Raw genomic sequence first — 15,112 nt, forward strand, 5'->3', positions numbered from 1 at the left:
AGTTACAAGTCATAACTGATTATCTTGAGGGTAAAAGCTCTCTCGAAACTCTTGCTTATAAATATGGTTTAAGAAATCATTTTCAGGTATGAGACTAGGTATTCAAGTATAATAAATGAAAGAACTAGACATTAAATGCCAGTCTAGAATCAAGAAACGCAATTTAAGAATAGGTCTTCATGCGGCTTTTCTGGTCCAGTCATTTAAGGGTTACACTTCAATTTTAAATTTGGACACACAATTATCTTTACAATTTAAGTAACTAAGCATTTCAATTAAAATTACCGAGGTGTATATCATGGGAGAAAATGATTTACGAGTTATTAAAACTAAGAAGACTATCGAGAATAGTTTTTGGAATTTACTCAAAAAGAAAGATTTTGAAAAAATTACGATTAAGGAAATTACCGATCAGGCTTTAATTGGTAAAACCACCTTTTATTATCATTATGTTGATAAATACGACTTAGCCCAAAAACTGTTAGATAAATACCTTAATGAGTACAAAATTACTTTAAGCAAACGGCTTCAGACAGGGATACAATCTAAATTACTGGATGCACTCAATACTCTTTCTAGTAAAATCCTGCTGTTACGAAAAATTCATTTTAGTAACTTTAATGTTGATACCACCATTAAGCAGATATTAGCTGACGTTTTTCAAAAAGAAATTCATTCGATTAATGATCCATTAGCGGCTAGACTTCTTGCAGCGGTTGTTTTTGAAAGCTTACTGATACATAACGATAATGAATTTCCGCAAAATAAAGAACAACTACAAAAAGTAATGTTGGAATTATTGAATGGTCTACAAGAGATAAACAAGCAGTTTTAAAACTGATGATAGCAATTAGTTCGATATCTTACTGTTAGTCTAAAGATGCTTATTTTAATTCTTCCTTTCTGACGTGATAATAAAATTATCAACAGAGAGGAAGAATTGAATTATGACAGTATATCCAGAATTAACCGTTACTATAGATAACCGTCCCGTCCAATGGGAAGAGATCAAACATTGGAAAGCTAAACGAGCCTTAGTTGTTCTTCAGTTATTTGCCGATTATGGACAAAAAGTTATTTTGAAAAATCAAACTTTACTTCAAGATGCTTTTCATGATTTAAGTGATGACGATCTAATTCAGGCAGCGAAAGAGACCAAATTAGCTTTAGGGCCAAATAAAATTCTTGAATTATTGCAAGATGAATTTAAGAAATCAGATGAAATGTGGCATCAGATAATTGCGAGAACTCCACAAGATGCCCCACTAAAAGAGATGCACATCCAGTTAGACGTTAAAGGTTTAACTATCACTAAAATTGCTCAAATTAACATTCAAAATGGATTTAAAACTGGATTATCTAATAAAGAGATAGCTATTTTAGAGAAAGCTTACGATTTACATCCTGAACATTATGTTTTTTCTCAGAAAAGGAACATACAAGATGTAGTCGAGACTTTTGGTGAATATGGTTCCCCTACCCACTTCAATTTAATGATGCTTGATGCTAAGGAAGAAAAATTTCTAGATAAAATTGATCCACGGACCAAGAAAATTATCTTTGGTAAGGGATTATTAGCAAGTGATCAATTTGATATTCAGCAGTACGCTTTGCACCAATTTATCCCCACTAAGGACGGTTTGCATGTTGATTTAGGATTATTTGCTCCAGCCGGCGTACCCGATACAGCAATTGTTGGTCATCAACGACATTTTGCAATTGAGTTTAGTTCGTTGTTTATCAATATTTTAAAACAAATGCATTCCCAACCTGAATAGTTCCAAACAGAAAGAGATTTACATACAAGATATGGTCGTTATTTATTTCAAGTAATATCAGCTTCAGCAACTGAAATAATTGTATTTCAACGTGCATTTACAAAAGCTGAAGATGTCCATACGGACCGCAAATCAGTGTTTACATCATTATCATTTGGAAATTACATAGATGAACATGGCGTTATTAAAAGTATCTTAAGGTCGGGTACACCATATGATAATTCACCAATGGAAAGCTAGTGGAGTGAATTCAAATCACGTTGGATGAATCGTCATCCAATGTCTAAGACTTACAAAGAACTAGTTAAACTTGTCGACGAAGGAATTCACTATTTTAATCATATAGAACAATAAATAACCATACCCCAGTGTTCCACTGGGGTATGGCCATCTAAAAAAGTATTCAATTTTTATATTATTTCAAATATCGACTTGACAGGTACCAACGCAAATAAGAGTTCTTAGATAGCTAATCGTACTAACGCCAGAGAAATAATCCCAACAACAACGATAAGCAATAACTTCTTAGTAAGAATGGCAGTCAAAACAGTTGGTACTGAAGCCAACAAATTAGCAAAGTCAATCTGTGGTAGATGGCCAATTTGCTGGTGGAACAAGTTTTCAAACCACAAAGCAGCCATGATGGTTATTGGCACAAAACCTAAAAATTCGACTACTTTTGGTGACAAATTAAATTTTTTTAAAAGGACAAACGGCATGATTCGAGACAGCCAGGTCACTAACCCACACGCAATTAAAGTCCATAAAACAAATTTAGTTGATGGCATGTTTCAAAATCACCCCTATCGTGCAACCTATCAAAGTTACGACTAAAATCAATAAATCACTAGAAATAAAAATCAATCCAAAATAAACCAATGGCAGCATGATGCCAACAACAATCAATTGAACTTTCAGAGAAATCGATTTGTCGCTGATCAATTGTAAGTATAGCAAGCCGATAAACATCGCTACTAAGGCAAAATCTAGACCGAGTTTCTCCGGATCACTGATGATTTTTCCCAACATTGCACCAACGGCAGTCGATACAGCCCAGACTAGATAAGCCATCACATTGACAGTATTGAACCATTTAAAAGTTAATTTACCATCCGTGTAATTGAGTTTATTCATACTCAAAGCAAAGCTTTCATCAGTAATCAAACTTCCTAACAAAATATTCTCAAATAAAGAATTTTTCTTAAAGAAATTTGCAGTCGTCATACTCATCAAAATCATTCGTGAGTTGACCAAAAAGACTGACAAAGCAATCGAAACAATCGGCGTCCCAATCACTAACAAGCTGACCAAAATAAATTGTGCCGAACCTGCATAGACTATCAACGACATCAACGTTGCCATCAAAACACTCATCCCAGCAGATGCGGCTACAATGCCAAAGGACAAGCCAATTCCAATGTAACCAAATACTGTTGGGAGCGTATCTTTGACGGCAGTCTCAACACTTAAACTATCATCCATATACTTTCCCCCTCCTCAGTTTAAATAATTATAATAATTTTAATTTAGTTAAATGTCAATTAGATATAATAAATTAACTCAAAAAACAAATATTCTTTAAAAAAACGTTATAATCAAAGTGACAAATCAATGGAGGCAAATTTATGAAAAAAGCTGTTTTTGAAAAAGTCGGTCAAATGAAGATCGAAGATGTCGCTAAACCTACTATCCAAAAAGACGATGACGTAATTATCAAAGTCGTCCGTGCCTGTGTCTGTGGTTCAGATCTTTGGGCTTACCGAGGTCTTGAAGAAAAAGCTCCAAATTCTGAAAATTCTGGTCACGAAGCTATCGGAATCGTTGAAAAAGTCGGAAAAGATATCACAACTGTTAAACCTGGTGATTTTGTAATTGCTCCATTCACCCATGGTTGTGGACACTGTCCCGCTTGTTTAGCTGGTTTTGACGGCGATTGTCAATCACACGATGACAATTTCAGTAATGGCAACCAAGCTGAATACGTCAGATTCCAACACGGTCAATGGGCTTTGATTAAAGTTCCCGGTCAACCTAGTGATTACAGTGAAGGCATGCTCAAATCACTTTTGACTTTAGCTGATGTTTTGGCAACTGGTTTCCATGCTGCTCGTGTTGCTCACGTCAAAGCAGGCGATACCGTCGTTGTTCTAGGTGATGGAGCTGTTGGTTTATGTGGAATCATTTCTGCTAAACTACTCGGCGCTAAGAAGATTATCTCAACTAGCCGCCACCCTGACCGTCAAGCACTCGCTAAAACTTTTGGTGCTACTGACAACGTCGCCGAACGTGGTGATGAAGGTGTCAAAAAGATACTTGAACTAACTAACGGCTTCGGTGCTGATGCGGTACTCGAATGTGTCGGAACTGAGTTATCAACCGAAACTGCTCTACGTGTTGGTCGCCCTGGTAGTGTCGTTGGCCGTGTTGGTTTGCCACATACTGGTAAGATGGATATCACTACTCCTTTTGCCAACAACATTTCAATTGCCGGTGGCCCTGCCTCAGTTTCAACTTATGACAAACAACTTCTTTTGAAAGCTGTTCTAGATGGAGAAATCAATCCAGGATTAGTTTTCACAAAGAGTTTCAAACTCGATGACATCGATGCAGCTTACAAAGCTATGACTGATCGTAAAGTCATCAAGTCATTAGTTGTCGTTAGTGATTAATTATTAGTCTAAAAAAATAGAGTTTCGTATTGTATTAACAATATGAAGCTCTATTTTTATTTAAAATCAATTAAATCATGTACGTCGTCAACTTTTTTTAATTCAGCTTGATACTTATCTTTAGTATCTGGAGCTACTAGATTTTGCCCTGGCACAAAATGGATTTTTTCAGTCCCTGCTTCAACTGATGTCTTATAATACCATTTTTTAAATCTTAAAAAAGCTAATTTATCATTCATATCAGCTATTTTTTGTTCTAAATCTTTTTCTTCATTATCTAAATAATCGTATCTTTCTTGAAGAGTACCATCCCCTTCCATACAGAGACGGACAAAGTGGGCGATGTCTTTGACTGGCACGCCACTTTTTTTCAGACAATCGATCACTTCCAAAAAATTCATATCTTGTTGCTCAAATTTTCGACGACCAGCTTCATCTCTTTTGACAAAAGGAAGCAAGCCTTTCTTATCATAAAATCTAATTGCTGATGCATTGATATCCATTTTTTTGGCTACATCGCCTATTAAATATTCCATTTTTTTAAATCCTTTCTTGACTTAAACCTAGGTTTAAGCTTTAACATCGATTTTGTTAAGAGGAGGTACTTATTATGAATGAACTAAAAGGAAAAGTTGCCATCATCACTGGAGCTAGTTCGGGATTCGGACTTGGCACCGCTTATAAATTTGCTCAAGCAGGCTGTAATTTAATTATAACTGCTCGTAACGAAGAAAAACTCAAGGCGGTTACAAAAAAATGTCAGGAATTTGGTAATCAATCGTTCTATTTTGCCGGTGACGCTAGAGATGAAACTACCGCACAAAAGGTTGTCCAACTAGCAATTGAGAAATTCCACAAAATAGACATTTTAATCAACAATGCTGGTATCGGTAAATTGTTATCTATCGAAGATACTTCAGTCGAAGATTTTAACTTAATTATGGACACCAATGTTAAGAGTGCGTTTTGCTTCACTAAATATGCTGTCCCAGAAATGAAAAAACAACACGATGGACAAATTATTTTAACTTCATCCGTCACTGGTATCAAAGGTCATGCCGATGAAACTGCTTATACTTGTAGCAAATTTGCTTTGCGTGGCTTTGGACAGGCACTAGATCATGAATTACTCGATGATGGTATTAGAACTTGTGTCTTCTGTCCACACGCTGGTGCTACTAATTTTGAGGTTGGTTTTGGTAGAACTAAACAAGGTGTTCAAGAATCAGGCTTCCTAACCCCTGAAGACGTTGCCAGTGCCTTACTCTCAGTCTGCACTCAACCAAAACATTCACGTATCGTTGAACTCAGATTAGCTTCAAACAACGTTAAATATTAGTTTGAACAGAAATAATAATAGCTCTATAACAATTAATTAGCACCGTTTAATAAAAAAAGTAAAAAAATTCCAAGATTTTACTCAATTAGAGATAAAATCCTGGAATTTTTTTCGTTATTCAACATCTAACTTTTTAATCACCTTAGCAGGTACTCCACCGACCAAAACATTATCAGGAATATCTTTAGTTACCACAGCCCCTGCAGCAACGACAACGTTATTGCCAATCGTTACTCCTGGCGTGATAGTGACTTTACCACCGATCCAGACATCATTTCCAATCGTAACTGGAAAACCTTTGCCCAAATATTCACGACGACCTTTAGCAGTCATTGGGTGATTAACCGTATAAATATCGACATTGGGTCCAATCATCACATTATTACCAATATTTACTGGAGCAACATCCAAAATCGTTAAATTATAATTGCTTAAAAAATCATCCCCAACGTGAATATTTTTACCATAATCACAATTAAAACGACTTTGAACAGAAACATTCTTGCCATAAGAACCAAAGATCTCTTTGATTTTTTCAGTTTGTTTTTCAGGATCTGTTGCAGGAATCTCATTAAACTCTTGACACAACTTAGCCGCATGAGCTTTACGAGCAGCTACATCTTCATCAATAAAGTAATACCAATCACCATTATCTAATTTTTCGATTTCTTTCATTTCAAACACCTCATATTCAAATTACCACTTAAACATAGGTTTAAGTCAAATTAATAATTTCGGTGATAATTCTTTTTATAATAGTGATGCTGTTGATAAGGATTCTTCACTTCGGGAACTTGAAATTCCAAATCAACTCTTGAACGACCGGTCGCATAATCGAATTGTAAGTGATCTTCAACATTCCACAAATAACGATTCAACTTCATACTACCGTCAGTCGCTAGTGCTTGGACCCAAACGCCACGAGCCATCAATTCATTACCACGAAAAATTGGTGTTACACGATAAATCACTTTTTTATTTCTAGTCAAAGAATTACGAACGATTTGTTCAACTTGAACCATAGTCTTCTGATTAGAAAAGCTCGTTTGAGTAAACAAGTTATATGGATTGTCGATACTACCCAACTGCCCTTGTTGAACTTGACCTGACTTGTTCAAATTAAAAGTCATCGTATAAGCTATTAGATGCCCTCTGTTTTGGGGAATTATACGCTGTCCCTTAACATATTTAGGTTGATTGTTCCATCCAGTAGGTCGCCAAGTCTGTTCGGTTCTAGTATTCGAGCGTCCCAGATTATTTCTCGTTAAGTAGGCTGTCGCTGTTTTGGTTCGATTGAGTTTGTCCAAACCACCATAGTCGATATGCTCACTCTTGAAATCAGACGCCTTAATTGTTGAAGGTTTGTCATCATTTAAAATTTTAACTGGCTTATCTCCCGATGAATACGTCCATTGACTTAACTTTTCAGCACTAACAACCGAATCAACTTTTGTCTGAGTATTGCTCTGCTGATTTTGATCATTAGTATTAGCTGCACAACCACCTATAAGTAACGGTAATAATAACAATAGTAATTTTTTCAAAATAATCCCCTTTAAAAAGCCATTCGTGACTTAATTTTTAAGTAACTGTCGACTAAAATTTCATCACATGCCTTGATATAGTTAACATTATCAATATCAGAAATATTATCTAATTTATTTGTGGCGACAATGACCGTTTTATCTAATTTTACCAAACCTTTGATCCAGCCAAAAACCTCTTGAGATGTTTCCAAATCTAATCCCATTTCTGGCTCATCGAATAAATACAATTCCTTTTCTACCATAATATTGAGATAGATAATTACGAGCTTCTTTTCAACCGCTGATAGTTCCAAAAATTTTTGTTCTTCTAACTGTAAAATACGTAAAGGCGGTGTAAAATTTTTGTTTCCATCCAATTGTCTGATAAAATTCAAAATTTCTTTTACTTTCAGATTAACGTAAAAATCATTTTGCTGTGCTAAATAGGCAATCTCAGGCGTTTTAGGAAAACCAATCAAATTATCAAACGATTCACTTTGAGCTATTTGATCTAACAATCCAGTCTTGCCGCTCTGACGTTTACCAAGTACAAAGTTCAACTGACAATCTTCAAAATAGAAATTAACATCTTTAAAGAAAGTTTGTTTTTTAGTAGCTAAATTAAAATTTTCAATCTTCATCGCAATCTTTCTCCAATCGAAAATTTCTTAAAAACTAACAGGCTGATTATCAAGTATAACAAACTGCACAGTGCAAGAAAAACAGCGAATCTAACAGTTGAACAAGGTACAACATACAGTCCATAGACGAATTGAAATGGACTAAATATTGTCAAAATAGCTTTATTAAAACCTTGTGGATGAATGCCTAACATCAACACGCTAATTGTAAAAAAGCCTCCGACTAAATAATTAAAAATTGTCCGCTGAATTTTTAAGACAAAAAAAATTGACATCATCGCTGCACATAAAACAGTTATCAATGATGACGTCAAAAGACCATATACAAAAGTCAACAGTGACACGTGGGTAATAAAAAAAGTAACGTACAAATTAAATAGAAGAATTTCTAATTGTACGATTATCAATTGAACTAACAAATTGGCCAAAATAATCGAATGTCGCGAACCACTCAAATAAGTCAGCGTTTTTAAAAATCCGCTCTCACGTAAGCGAACTAAATTCAGTAAAAAGCCATTGAAAACCGTAGTCACGACGATATACGACCAGTATACATAGATCGATTCATTATCTTGAAAGTCCAAAGTTTTATTCAAAAAAACCATAAATATCGGTACTAATAAAGTGTAAACGAAGTAAAAACGTTCTTTGAAAGCTATTGTTAGCTGTATTTTAAAAAGTGCCCAATCATTTCTTAACTCCAAAAATCAATCCCCATTTTCTCAAAAATCATCAATTAAATTAATATATTTTAACTTAACTGTCAATTATGATTCTGATATATTAAAAAACGTCAAAATTTATAAAATCATATGAAAAATTTCTCAATTTAAAAAATAATTCGTGTCTTTTTAGAAAAAATCGGGTATGATATTGAGAGAAAAATTTTAACCGAGGAAAAGCCTATGAATTACTTACTACTACTAGTATCAATCGGTTTTGAAGTTTTGGGAACTTCACTTTTAAAGAAGACGGATGGCTTCACTAACTTGTTACCTACATTGGGTACATTGTTATCTTACTTCATCTGCTTATTCGTCCTCTCCCACGTATTGAAAAGATTACCTCTTAGTTTGACTTATGCTACTTGGGGTAGCGTTGGGTTGATACTAGTCACAATTGCAGGAATGGTCTTTTATCACGAATCATTGTCAGCTGCTTCAATCGCTGGACTCGTTTTAGTAGTATCGGGAACCGTTCTAATAAATGCATTCTAAAAAACGTGTGAATTCTAAAATTCACACGTTTTTTTTATCTTCTTTTTCTATAAATATAAATAACACTACCAGCAATTACCATCATAGCTACGATGGCACCTAAAATAATCCATAGATCATGAGAACGATTTGGAACCTTCTTATTCAATTGCTTGTTTTCACGACTACTGATTGTGAAGTTACGCTTCATCTTCCAATTATTTTCTCCATTATTGGCTTTGACATTCAAATACATCGTATAAGTACCGGGTTTTAGACGTTTATTTTTACCGACACCACTAGGCGTATTAACATTAACTGGATAATCAAAATCACTATCTGGAGCAATGGACATGTTCTGCTTATCGGATTTCAAAATAATCTTTTTACTATTCTTAGGAGTTACTTTTGCATCAACTGAAACTTTCTTTTCCAATTCAGGAACATCGTTATCCATCTGACCTTCAACTGAAATCTGGTCACTATTCGTAGTTACTTGAAAAGCTTTATCAAACTTCAAATCAGATTTTACAGCAGCAGTACTTTGTTGTAACTGTAAACCCAAAACATAATCATATTTATTTCTTAACGAAACACCTTTAATTCTCTTTTTATTATTTATCTGGTTATTTTCTTCAACTAAAATACCGCCTAATAATTCACCTTCAAAATGACCACTGGGAGCTTGAATACCAACTGTTACTTCTTTTGAAGATCTAGCAGGTACGGTCACCTTCTTAGGATAAGTTACCAAATTTTCGATATTATATTTCAAATCGCTGTCTGGCTTAACACCATGTTTGTTATAAACTATCACACCATTGACATCAGTCGTAGCACGATTGATCTGAACATTGTAAGATTGTGTTGAAGTACTGTTATTATTGATTTTAAATTTAATATTCTCTTTTTGGTTAGGACTAACTTTCAAATCAAAATAACCGACTTTTTTATCAATTTGATTAGTGGCACTTTCTGGACTGACACTATAATTGACTGTTGGCGTGACTGCAGCTTGAACTGGAGTATTTAAAAATTGAAAACCAAGAAACATTGATATGAAAATCAAAAATCCCATTAACGACTTTTTCAAAATATTTCCTCCAAAAAAAAAGAGGCATTATTAAATACCCCTCTTCTTTGTAACCTCAAATTGTAACTTTTATTTTAGCTAGGTGCATTAGACAAAGTCCAAGTCAATGTTGAACTATAAGATCCACCGGCATTCCCAGCTGGTACCATCAATGAAGCATCAGTAGGATTATATGTAGCCGTATAAGCACCGATACCATCACCAGCAGCAGCATCAACTACAGTTACTGGAGCTGTTGACAATGAAAGTGTTGGACTAAATGTTGGCAATGTAGAAACGTTATCCGAAGCATCGGCTGTCAAAGCTGGTGATTTACTATCAGCAAGTGACAATACCGCGCCTTTCAAACTTCCACCAGTGGCATTGCTAAAAGCACTATCTGCAACTGAAACTGACCAGCCAGTTGGTTCACCAGGATTAGTTACATGCAAATCACTGGAAATACTCGTTGACTTGTAAGTAGCGTCGCTAGCACTTGATGCAACAGTACCAAAATCAATTCCACCAGGTGTCGTTGTACTTGTCGAACCACCAGGTACACTATCCAACGTAATCGTTCCGGGCGTCAAATCTGCCGTTGAAGTTGAAGTTTCTGGAGGTGCCGTCGTTGTTGCAGCTTTTGCAACAATTCCACCAGCACCAACAGAACCGATCCCTAAAATTGCAGCACCGATTAATAGACTATTCTTTAATAATTTTTTCATTATATAATTCCCCTCCATATGCGATTTTTTTCGATATGAAACAGAGCCAACTTTCAAGATGGTTTTCCAGGACCCTTTGGGGAATAACTTTTACCATCTTTTCGGAGACCTCTCAACCTCCATCTCAGTTATATAATCCTTTTTACTTATTAACAAGTAAATCTAATGCCAGTGTACGAAAAGTAAATTATAATAAGTATAGTAATAATTAGAAGGTGTCATAACATATGGTTGAAACTAATTTGAACAATAATTTAATCATCAATGTCGCTAATATTATTTGGAGTTTTGATCCAACTAATAAAGAAATAGTCGTTTTGCTAGTTAAAAACTCACTTGGTCAAAACACTGATAAATGGGGACTACCCACGACGATTCTTCGCCAAAATGAAAGTGCTGAAGAAGCTTCTTTGCGTTTGATTCGAGAAAAAATCGGTATCAAGCTACCAGAGTTCTCAACTGAACAATTAGCCACCTTTAGTAATGTAAATCGAACTCAAAAAAATCGAGAAATTGCTTTAACTTACATGACCTATCTTCCACAAAAAGTTGATTTAACCGCTGGCTACGGTGCTAAAGATGCTGAATGGTTCCACGTTCAATATGCAGCAGATCAATATTTATTGAAATATCGCAATTTAATTTTTAAAACTTTATCGGATAAAATATCGGAAAGTGATTTTTATAACAATATCGATGAATTCAATAATGACAAGCATTTGACGGCTGACCATGAATTAATTCTTCGCTTAGCCTTTAGCAGGATCACTAACCGACTCGATTATTTGCCAACGATTTTGTTGATTTTAGGAGATCATTTTACCCTCAAACAAGCCCGTGAAGTCTACGCAACTTTTTGGAAAGAGCCAGTTACAAACATTGATAACTCTAACTTTCGCAAGACTCACTCTCACCTCTTCACTGAAGTAGGCATTGAACACGGCAAGAGCGGTCGACCGGCCAAATTGTATAAACTTCGTGGTCTACTTGACCAAAAATAGGGCTTCTGCTAGTCTTATTTTTAAGCTATTTAAGGTACATTTTACTTTTAATAAAAATAGTTATTATTCTTTATAATTTTGGAGGTAGATCTTGAAATCACAAGAAATAAATACCAAGGACAATAGTGGCTTGAAACTACTAATGGTCATTGGTACGGCTTGGCTATTTGATGCTGCAGACGTAGCTTTATTATCATTTATCATGCCCTTATTAAAAAAAGAAATGCTATTAACTGACGGACAAGTGGGATTAGTTAGTTCCATTACGACTGTCGGTATGATTATCGGTGCCATTCTATTCGGTTACTTAGCTGATAAATTTGGCAAGAAAAATATTATCATCATTACGTTATTATTGTTCTCTATCAGTAATTTAGCACTGGCATTGACACAAAACTTGCCACAATTTCTCTTAGTCCGCTTCATCACGGGAATTGGACTTGGTGGCGAATTACCAGTAGCAACAACTATCATTGCTGATTCATTTTCGGGTCATCGTCGCTCAAAGATGTTAATTTTGGTCGATAGCTTTTGGGCCATTGGTTGGATATTAGCATCCCTACTAGCCTTTTTATTCATGCCGGTTTATGGCTGGCGTCCAACAGTTATCATTACTTCGGTTATGGCCCTTTACACATTAGTGATCAGACGCCATTTACCAGAGCAAACAAATGTCAAAAATGACAAATTGAATTTAAAGGTCGCTTTCGGTCAGATTTGGTCTAAGGATTTTCGTCGCGCTACTATTTGTTTGAGTATTCTCTGGTTTATCATCATGTTCACTTACTACGGTATGTTTTTGTGGCTACCTAGTGTCTTGATCAAACGTGGTTTCTCAGTTGTCCACAGTTTTAAATATACTTTATTGATGAGTTTTGCCCAGTTGCCAGGATATTTCTTAGCCGCTTATTTAATGGGTAAACTCAGTCGTAAAAAAGTTCTCGCCATTTATTTAACGGGTACTATCATCGGAGCATTTATGTTTGCCACTGCTCAAAGCGAGTTTTTAGTTGTCTTCAGTAGTTGTATTCTCTCCTTCTTTACTTTAGGTGCTTGGGGAATCATGATTGCCTTAACACCAACTCAATATCCATTAGAAATTCGTGGCGTTGGTATTGGTTTTACTCAATCGATTGGACGAATCGGTGCTACAATTGGACCTTACTTGATTGGTTTCTCATTAGGATTAGGTATCAATGTTTCAACCGTCTTCTCTTATTTCGTTGTCGGTTTAGTTATCGGTATCATCGTGCTAGTCTTTGGCATGGTCGATAACGATCAAAAATAATTAAAAAATTCATCTTAATCATTAATTCAAGGTCAAAAAAGCCTCTATTGGAGAATACTCCCGAATAGAGGCTTTTTATTCTATAATTGTTCAGTTTCTGGATGGTCTTTTGTCAAATGCTCAATCTTACCATCAACCTTGAAATACTTCTCAGTCAATTCCTTTAATTCTTCAATTGCTTCACTAGCACGTTTAGCTTGTTCCTCATTGGTAGCTTCAACAACCAAGACTGAATCAGTTGTATCTTCTGTCAACATAGTTCTTTGAGCCTCACGCCAGTTAAGACAACGACAAATGGCACCGGAATTATCATAATAAATAATTTCTCCTGGTAAAGCTGGTGAATCTTCAGTTGCACCTAATGGTTTGAAACCTTCGCCACCTTTAGCTTCTCCTAAATGCATGTCGCCATCAAAAGCGTTGATATTTTCTCCACCACAAGGAACACCATATTTTAAAGAAACACTGTTGTAAATATCAACTAGTGGATTGATTGGTGAGAATTCATGTCCTTGACTGACCCGTTTCAACAAAGCTTCAATTGAACAACGAGCACCTTTTTTAGTCTTGAATTGACGAAAGGCTTGACGCCATTGATCAATAACATCATTTTCACGGAAAACATCATTGGTGATAAACTTCTTCGATTCTTCTGAACCTTCGTGCAACAATTTAGCAAAGTATGGATCATCTTTTTCATCCACATGATTGTCGATCCCATGAATTGTTAAAGTACTAATTTGTGCTTCTGGGAATAATTCAAAAAACTCTTTATCTATAACTACTTTTGTCATTACTATTTCCTCAATTCTTTTTTTAAAATGAAATCTGTTTGTACTGAATCACCCATCGTAAAACGGTGAGAACTATACTTCTCAAAACCCAGAGAATGATAAAAATTCTGAGCTGCAAAGTTTTTCTCCCAGACGCCTAACCATAAACGATCTTTACCCAAATCATTGGCTCTTTTGATAGCAAATTCCAGCATTTTTTTGCCAATACCGTGACGTTTAAACTGCTCTCTGACATAGATTCGTTGAACTTCCAAAAAATCATCGGCCATTTTTTCACTCTGAGCATCCAGAATATTGATTTTCAAATATCCAGCAATTTCATCATCTTCATAAGCAAAATAGAACTCGGAATTCTGGTTGCTTAATTCTTGCCGCAAAACTTCAATATCATAAGCTTTTTTTAAATAGCCTTTTAAATTTGCTTCCGTATTATAAGGACCAAAAGTTGCTGAAAAAGTCTCAATACTGATATTTTGCAAAGCTTCAACATCTTCTGGCGTACATTTAATAAGTTTTATCATCAATACACCCGTTTATTACCTTTTTTTACGTATTCCCAATTTTCAGAAATGTTTTTCTCAACTACTTCCAAAAGTTCAAAGACTTGCTCCTTTTGACTATCTGATAGCCCACTTAAGGCAATCTCATTAGAATAATTTTCTTCACGAGACAAAATCGGATAAGTTTCTTCACCCTTTTTAGTCACATAAAGTTTTTTCTCTTTCTTATTGTCTGGAGCTTGTTTACGAACAATAAAGCCATTATTCTCAAGTTTCTTTATAGCCCGAGCTGCAGTCGTTCGATCAACTTTGATCATTTCAGCCACTTTTTCCTGAATGATACCAGGATTCTCGTAAATTCGTGCTAGATAAATATACTGTCCTTTAGTTAAATCATATTGCTTAAATTCAATATTACTGATTGAATCCAATGATCTAGCAATCACTCCAATAGATCTCAAAATGTCTACCACAAAATTACCTCTCTTCCAAACAAGTTGTATTGTATAATTATTTTATTGCATTTGCAACAAAACTTAAGGATAAAAAAATTAGCAACCTTTATTCGTTGCTAATTTTTTAT

At 35.1% G+C, this 15,112-nt stretch carries 18 protein-coding genes; 7 read left to right on the plus strand and 11 right to left on the minus strand.

Annotated features, from left to right (window positions below; genetic code table 11):
- Positions 1-298 precede the first annotated feature (298 nt).
- A complete protein-coding gene (locus tag LF20184_RS08545; RefSeq protein ID WP_010020262.1) occupies positions 299-835 on the plus strand; it encodes a TetR/AcrR family transcriptional regulator in 537 nt (178 codons plus the stop codon).
- Positions 836-947: 112 nt separating this feature from the next.
- The gene (locus tag LF20184_RS08550) at positions 948-1,778 is read left to right on the plus strand and encodes a hypothetical protein (protein WP_010020264.1); all 831 of its coding nucleotides are present in this window, start codon (positions 948-950) and stop codon (positions 1,776-1,778) included.
- Positions 1,779-2,239: 461 nt separating this feature from the next.
- Here LF20184_RS08550 and LF20184_RS08560 read toward each other — a convergent pair whose 3' ends face one another.
- Both LF20184_RS08560 and LF20184_RS08565 read right to left on the minus strand, forming a co-directional pair.
- Entirely contained in the window at positions 2,240-2,566 is a 327-nt protein-coding gene (locus LF20184_RS08560; protein ID WP_010020266.1) for a branched-chain amino acid transport AzlD family protein, read from the minus strand.
- Complete coding sequence (locus LF20184_RS08565) at positions 2,553-3,260, minus strand: AzlC family ABC transporter permease (RefSeq protein ID WP_010020268.1); 708 nt, start codon at positions 3,258-3,260, stop codon at positions 2,553-2,555. The genes LF20184_RS08560 and LF20184_RS08565 overlap by 14 nt, the downstream gene beginning before the upstream one ends.
- Positions 3,261-3,403: 143 nt before the next feature.
- Here LF20184_RS08565 and LF20184_RS08570 point away from each other — a divergent pair, with 143 nt between their 5' ends.
- Positions 3,404-4,447, plus strand: a complete 1,044-nt coding sequence (locus LF20184_RS08570) for an alcohol dehydrogenase catalytic domain-containing protein (RefSeq protein ID WP_010020269.1) — start codon at positions 3,404-3,406, stop codon at positions 4,445-4,447.
- 56 nt (positions 4,448-4,503) lie between these two features.
- Here LF20184_RS08570 and LF20184_RS08575 read toward each other — a convergent pair whose 3' ends face one another.
- Positions 4,504-4,983, minus strand: a complete 480-nt coding sequence (locus LF20184_RS08575) for a MerR family transcriptional regulator (RefSeq protein ID WP_010020270.1) — start codon at positions 4,981-4,983, stop codon at positions 4,504-4,506.
- A gap of 74 nt (positions 4,984-5,057) precedes the next feature.
- Between LF20184_RS08575 and LF20184_RS08580 the strand changes: the two genes are divergently transcribed.
- Positions 5,058-5,786, plus strand: coding sequence for an SDR family oxidoreductase (locus LF20184_RS08580; RefSeq protein WP_010020271.1), 729 nt, complete (start codon positions 5,058-5,060; stop codon positions 5,784-5,786).
- 114 nt (positions 5,787-5,900) lie between these two features.
- Here the strand turns inward: LF20184_RS08580 and LF20184_RS08585 are convergent, their stop codons facing one another.
- From LF20184_RS08585 to LF20184_RS08595, 3 genes are read right to left on the minus strand one after another with little or no spacing between them, the layout of a single operon-like run.
- Positions 5,901-6,461, minus strand: coding sequence for a sugar O-acetyltransferase (locus LF20184_RS08585; RefSeq protein ID WP_010020272.1), 561 nt, complete (start codon positions 6,459-6,461; stop codon positions 5,901-5,903).
- Between the two features lie 50 nt (positions 6,462-6,511).
- Positions 6,512-7,330: a DNA/RNA non-specific endonuclease gene (locus LF20184_RS08590; RefSeq protein WP_010020273.1), complete on the minus strand. Its 819-nt coding sequence runs from the start codon at positions 7,328-7,330 to the stop codon at positions 6,512-6,514.
- Positions 7,331-7,341: 11 nt separating this feature from the next.
- Positions 7,342-7,953 (minus strand): ATP-binding cassette domain-containing protein, encoded by a 612-nt coding sequence (locus LF20184_RS08595; protein ID WP_010020275.1) that lies wholly within the window; start codon positions 7,951-7,953, stop codon positions 7,342-7,344.
- 905 nt (positions 7,954-8,858) lie between these two features.
- On the opposite strand from LF20184_RS08595, the gene LF20184_RS08605 reads away from it, so the two are divergent.
- Entirely contained in the window at positions 8,859-9,170 is a 312-nt protein-coding gene (locus LF20184_RS08605) for a DMT family transporter (protein WP_010020278.1), read from the plus strand.
- A 34-nt stretch (positions 9,171-9,204) separates the two neighbouring features.
- Here the strand turns inward: LF20184_RS08605 and LF20184_RS08610 are convergent, their stop codons facing one another.
- On the minus strand, positions 9,205-10,242 hold the full coding sequence (locus LF20184_RS08610; protein WP_010020279.1) for a WxLIP family cell surface protein: 1,038 nt from the start codon (positions 10,240-10,242) through the stop codon (positions 9,205-9,207).
- Positions 10,243-10,316: 74 nt separating this feature from the next.
- Positions 10,317-10,946 (minus strand): WxL domain-containing protein, encoded by a 630-nt coding sequence (locus LF20184_RS08615; protein ID WP_010020281.1) that lies wholly within the window; start codon positions 10,944-10,946, stop codon positions 10,317-10,319.
- A 227-nt stretch (positions 10,947-11,173) separates the two neighbouring features.
- Between LF20184_RS08615 and LF20184_RS08620 the strand changes: the two genes are divergently transcribed.
- Together LF20184_RS08620 and LF20184_RS08625 are read left to right on the plus strand one after the other, a co-directional pair.
- Complete coding sequence (locus LF20184_RS08620; RefSeq protein WP_010020283.1) at positions 11,174-11,947, plus strand: NrtR DNA-binding winged helix domain-containing protein; 774 nt, start codon at positions 11,174-11,176, stop codon at positions 11,945-11,947.
- Positions 11,948-12,089: 142 nt separating this feature from the next.
- Positions 12,090-13,235, plus strand: a complete 1,146-nt coding sequence (locus LF20184_RS08625) for an MFS transporter (protein WP_056945243.1) — start codon at positions 12,090-12,092, stop codon at positions 13,233-13,235.
- 80 nt (positions 13,236-13,315) lie between these two features.
- Here the strand turns inward: LF20184_RS08625 and LF20184_RS08630 are convergent, their stop codons facing one another.
- Genes LF20184_RS08630 through LF20184_RS08640 form a run of 3 tightly spaced genes read right to left on the minus strand, consistent with a single transcriptional unit; the run spans position 13,316 to position 15,002 of the window.
- Entirely contained in the window at positions 13,316-14,029 is a 714-nt protein-coding gene (locus LF20184_RS08630; protein ID WP_194073948.1) for a B3/B4 domain-containing protein, read from the minus strand.
- 2 nt (positions 14,030-14,031) lie between these two features.
- Entirely contained in the window at positions 14,032-14,550 is a 519-nt protein-coding gene (locus tag LF20184_RS08635; RefSeq protein WP_010020289.1) for a GNAT family N-acetyltransferase, read from the minus strand.
- A complete protein-coding gene (locus tag LF20184_RS08640) occupies positions 14,550-15,002 on the minus strand; it encodes a MarR family winged helix-turn-helix transcriptional regulator (RefSeq protein WP_010020290.1) in 453 nt (150 codons plus the stop codon). Before LF20184_RS08640 ends, LF20184_RS08635 begins: the two co-directional genes overlap by 1 nt.
- Positions 15,003-15,112: the final 110 nt, after the last annotated feature.

Source organism: Companilactobacillus farciminis KCTC 3681 = DSM 20184, from assembly GCF_002706745.1.
Classification (GTDB): Bacteria; Bacillota; Bacilli; order Lactobacillales; family Lactobacillaceae; genus Companilactobacillus; species Companilactobacillus farciminis.

Excerpts from the sequence above, each read along its gene's own strand:
- LF20184_RS08570 (WP_010020269.1), top strand. The coding sequence starts at position 3,404 with ATGAAAAAAGCTGTTTTTGAAAAAGTCGGTCAAATGAAGATCGAAGAT.
- LF20184_RS08580 (WP_010020271.1), top strand. The coding sequence starts at position 5,058 with ATGAATGAACTAAAAGGAAAAGTTGCCATCATCACTGGAGCTAGTTCG.
- LF20184_RS08615 (WP_010020281.1), bottom strand. The coding sequence starts at position 10,946 with ATGAAAAAATTATTAAAGAATAGTCTATTAATCGGTGCTGCAATTTTA.
- LF20184_RS08620 (WP_010020283.1), top strand. The coding sequence starts at position 11,174 with ATGGTTGAAACTAATTTGAACAATAATTTAATCATCAATGTCGCTAAT.
- LF20184_RS08635 (WP_010020289.1), bottom strand. The coding sequence starts at position 14,550 with ATGATAAAACTTATTAAATGTACGCCAGAAGATGTTGAAGCTTTGCAA.
- LF20184_RS08550 (WP_010020264.1), top strand. The coding sequence starts at position 948 with ATGACAGTATATCCAGAATTAACCGTTACTATAGATAACCGTCCCGTC.
- LF20184_RS08560 (WP_010020266.1), bottom strand. The coding sequence starts at position 2,566 with ATGCCATCAACTAAATTTGTTTTATGGACTTTAATTGCGTGTGGGTTA.
- LF20184_RS08630 (WP_194073948.1), bottom strand. The coding sequence starts at position 14,029 with ATGACAAAAGTAGTTATAGATAAAGAGTTTTTTGAATTATTCCCAGAA.
- LF20184_RS08605 (WP_010020278.1), top strand. The coding sequence starts at position 8,859 with ATGAATTACTTACTACTACTAGTATCAATCGGTTTTGAAGTTTTGGGA.
- LF20184_RS08575 (WP_010020270.1), bottom strand. The coding sequence starts at position 4,983 with ATGGAATATTTAATAGGCGATGTAGCCAAAAAAATGGATATCAATGCA.
- LF20184_RS08585 (WP_010020272.1), bottom strand. The coding sequence starts at position 6,461 with ATGAAAGAAATCGAAAAATTAGATAATGGTGATTGGTATTACTTTATT.
- LF20184_RS08625 (WP_056945243.1), top strand. The coding sequence starts at position 12,090 with ATGGTCATTGGTACGGCTTGGCTATTTGATGCTGCAGACGTAGCTTTA.
- LF20184_RS08565 (WP_010020268.1), bottom strand. The coding sequence starts at position 3,260 with ATGGATGATAGTTTAAGTGTTGAGACTGCCGTCAAAGATACGCTCCCA.
- LF20184_RS08545 (WP_010020262.1), top strand. The coding sequence starts at position 299 with ATGGGAGAAAATGATTTACGAGTTATTAAAACTAAGAAGACTATCGAG.
- LF20184_RS08595 (WP_010020275.1), bottom strand. The coding sequence starts at position 7,953 with ATGAAGATTGAAAATTTTAATTTAGCTACTAAAAAACAAACTTTCTTT.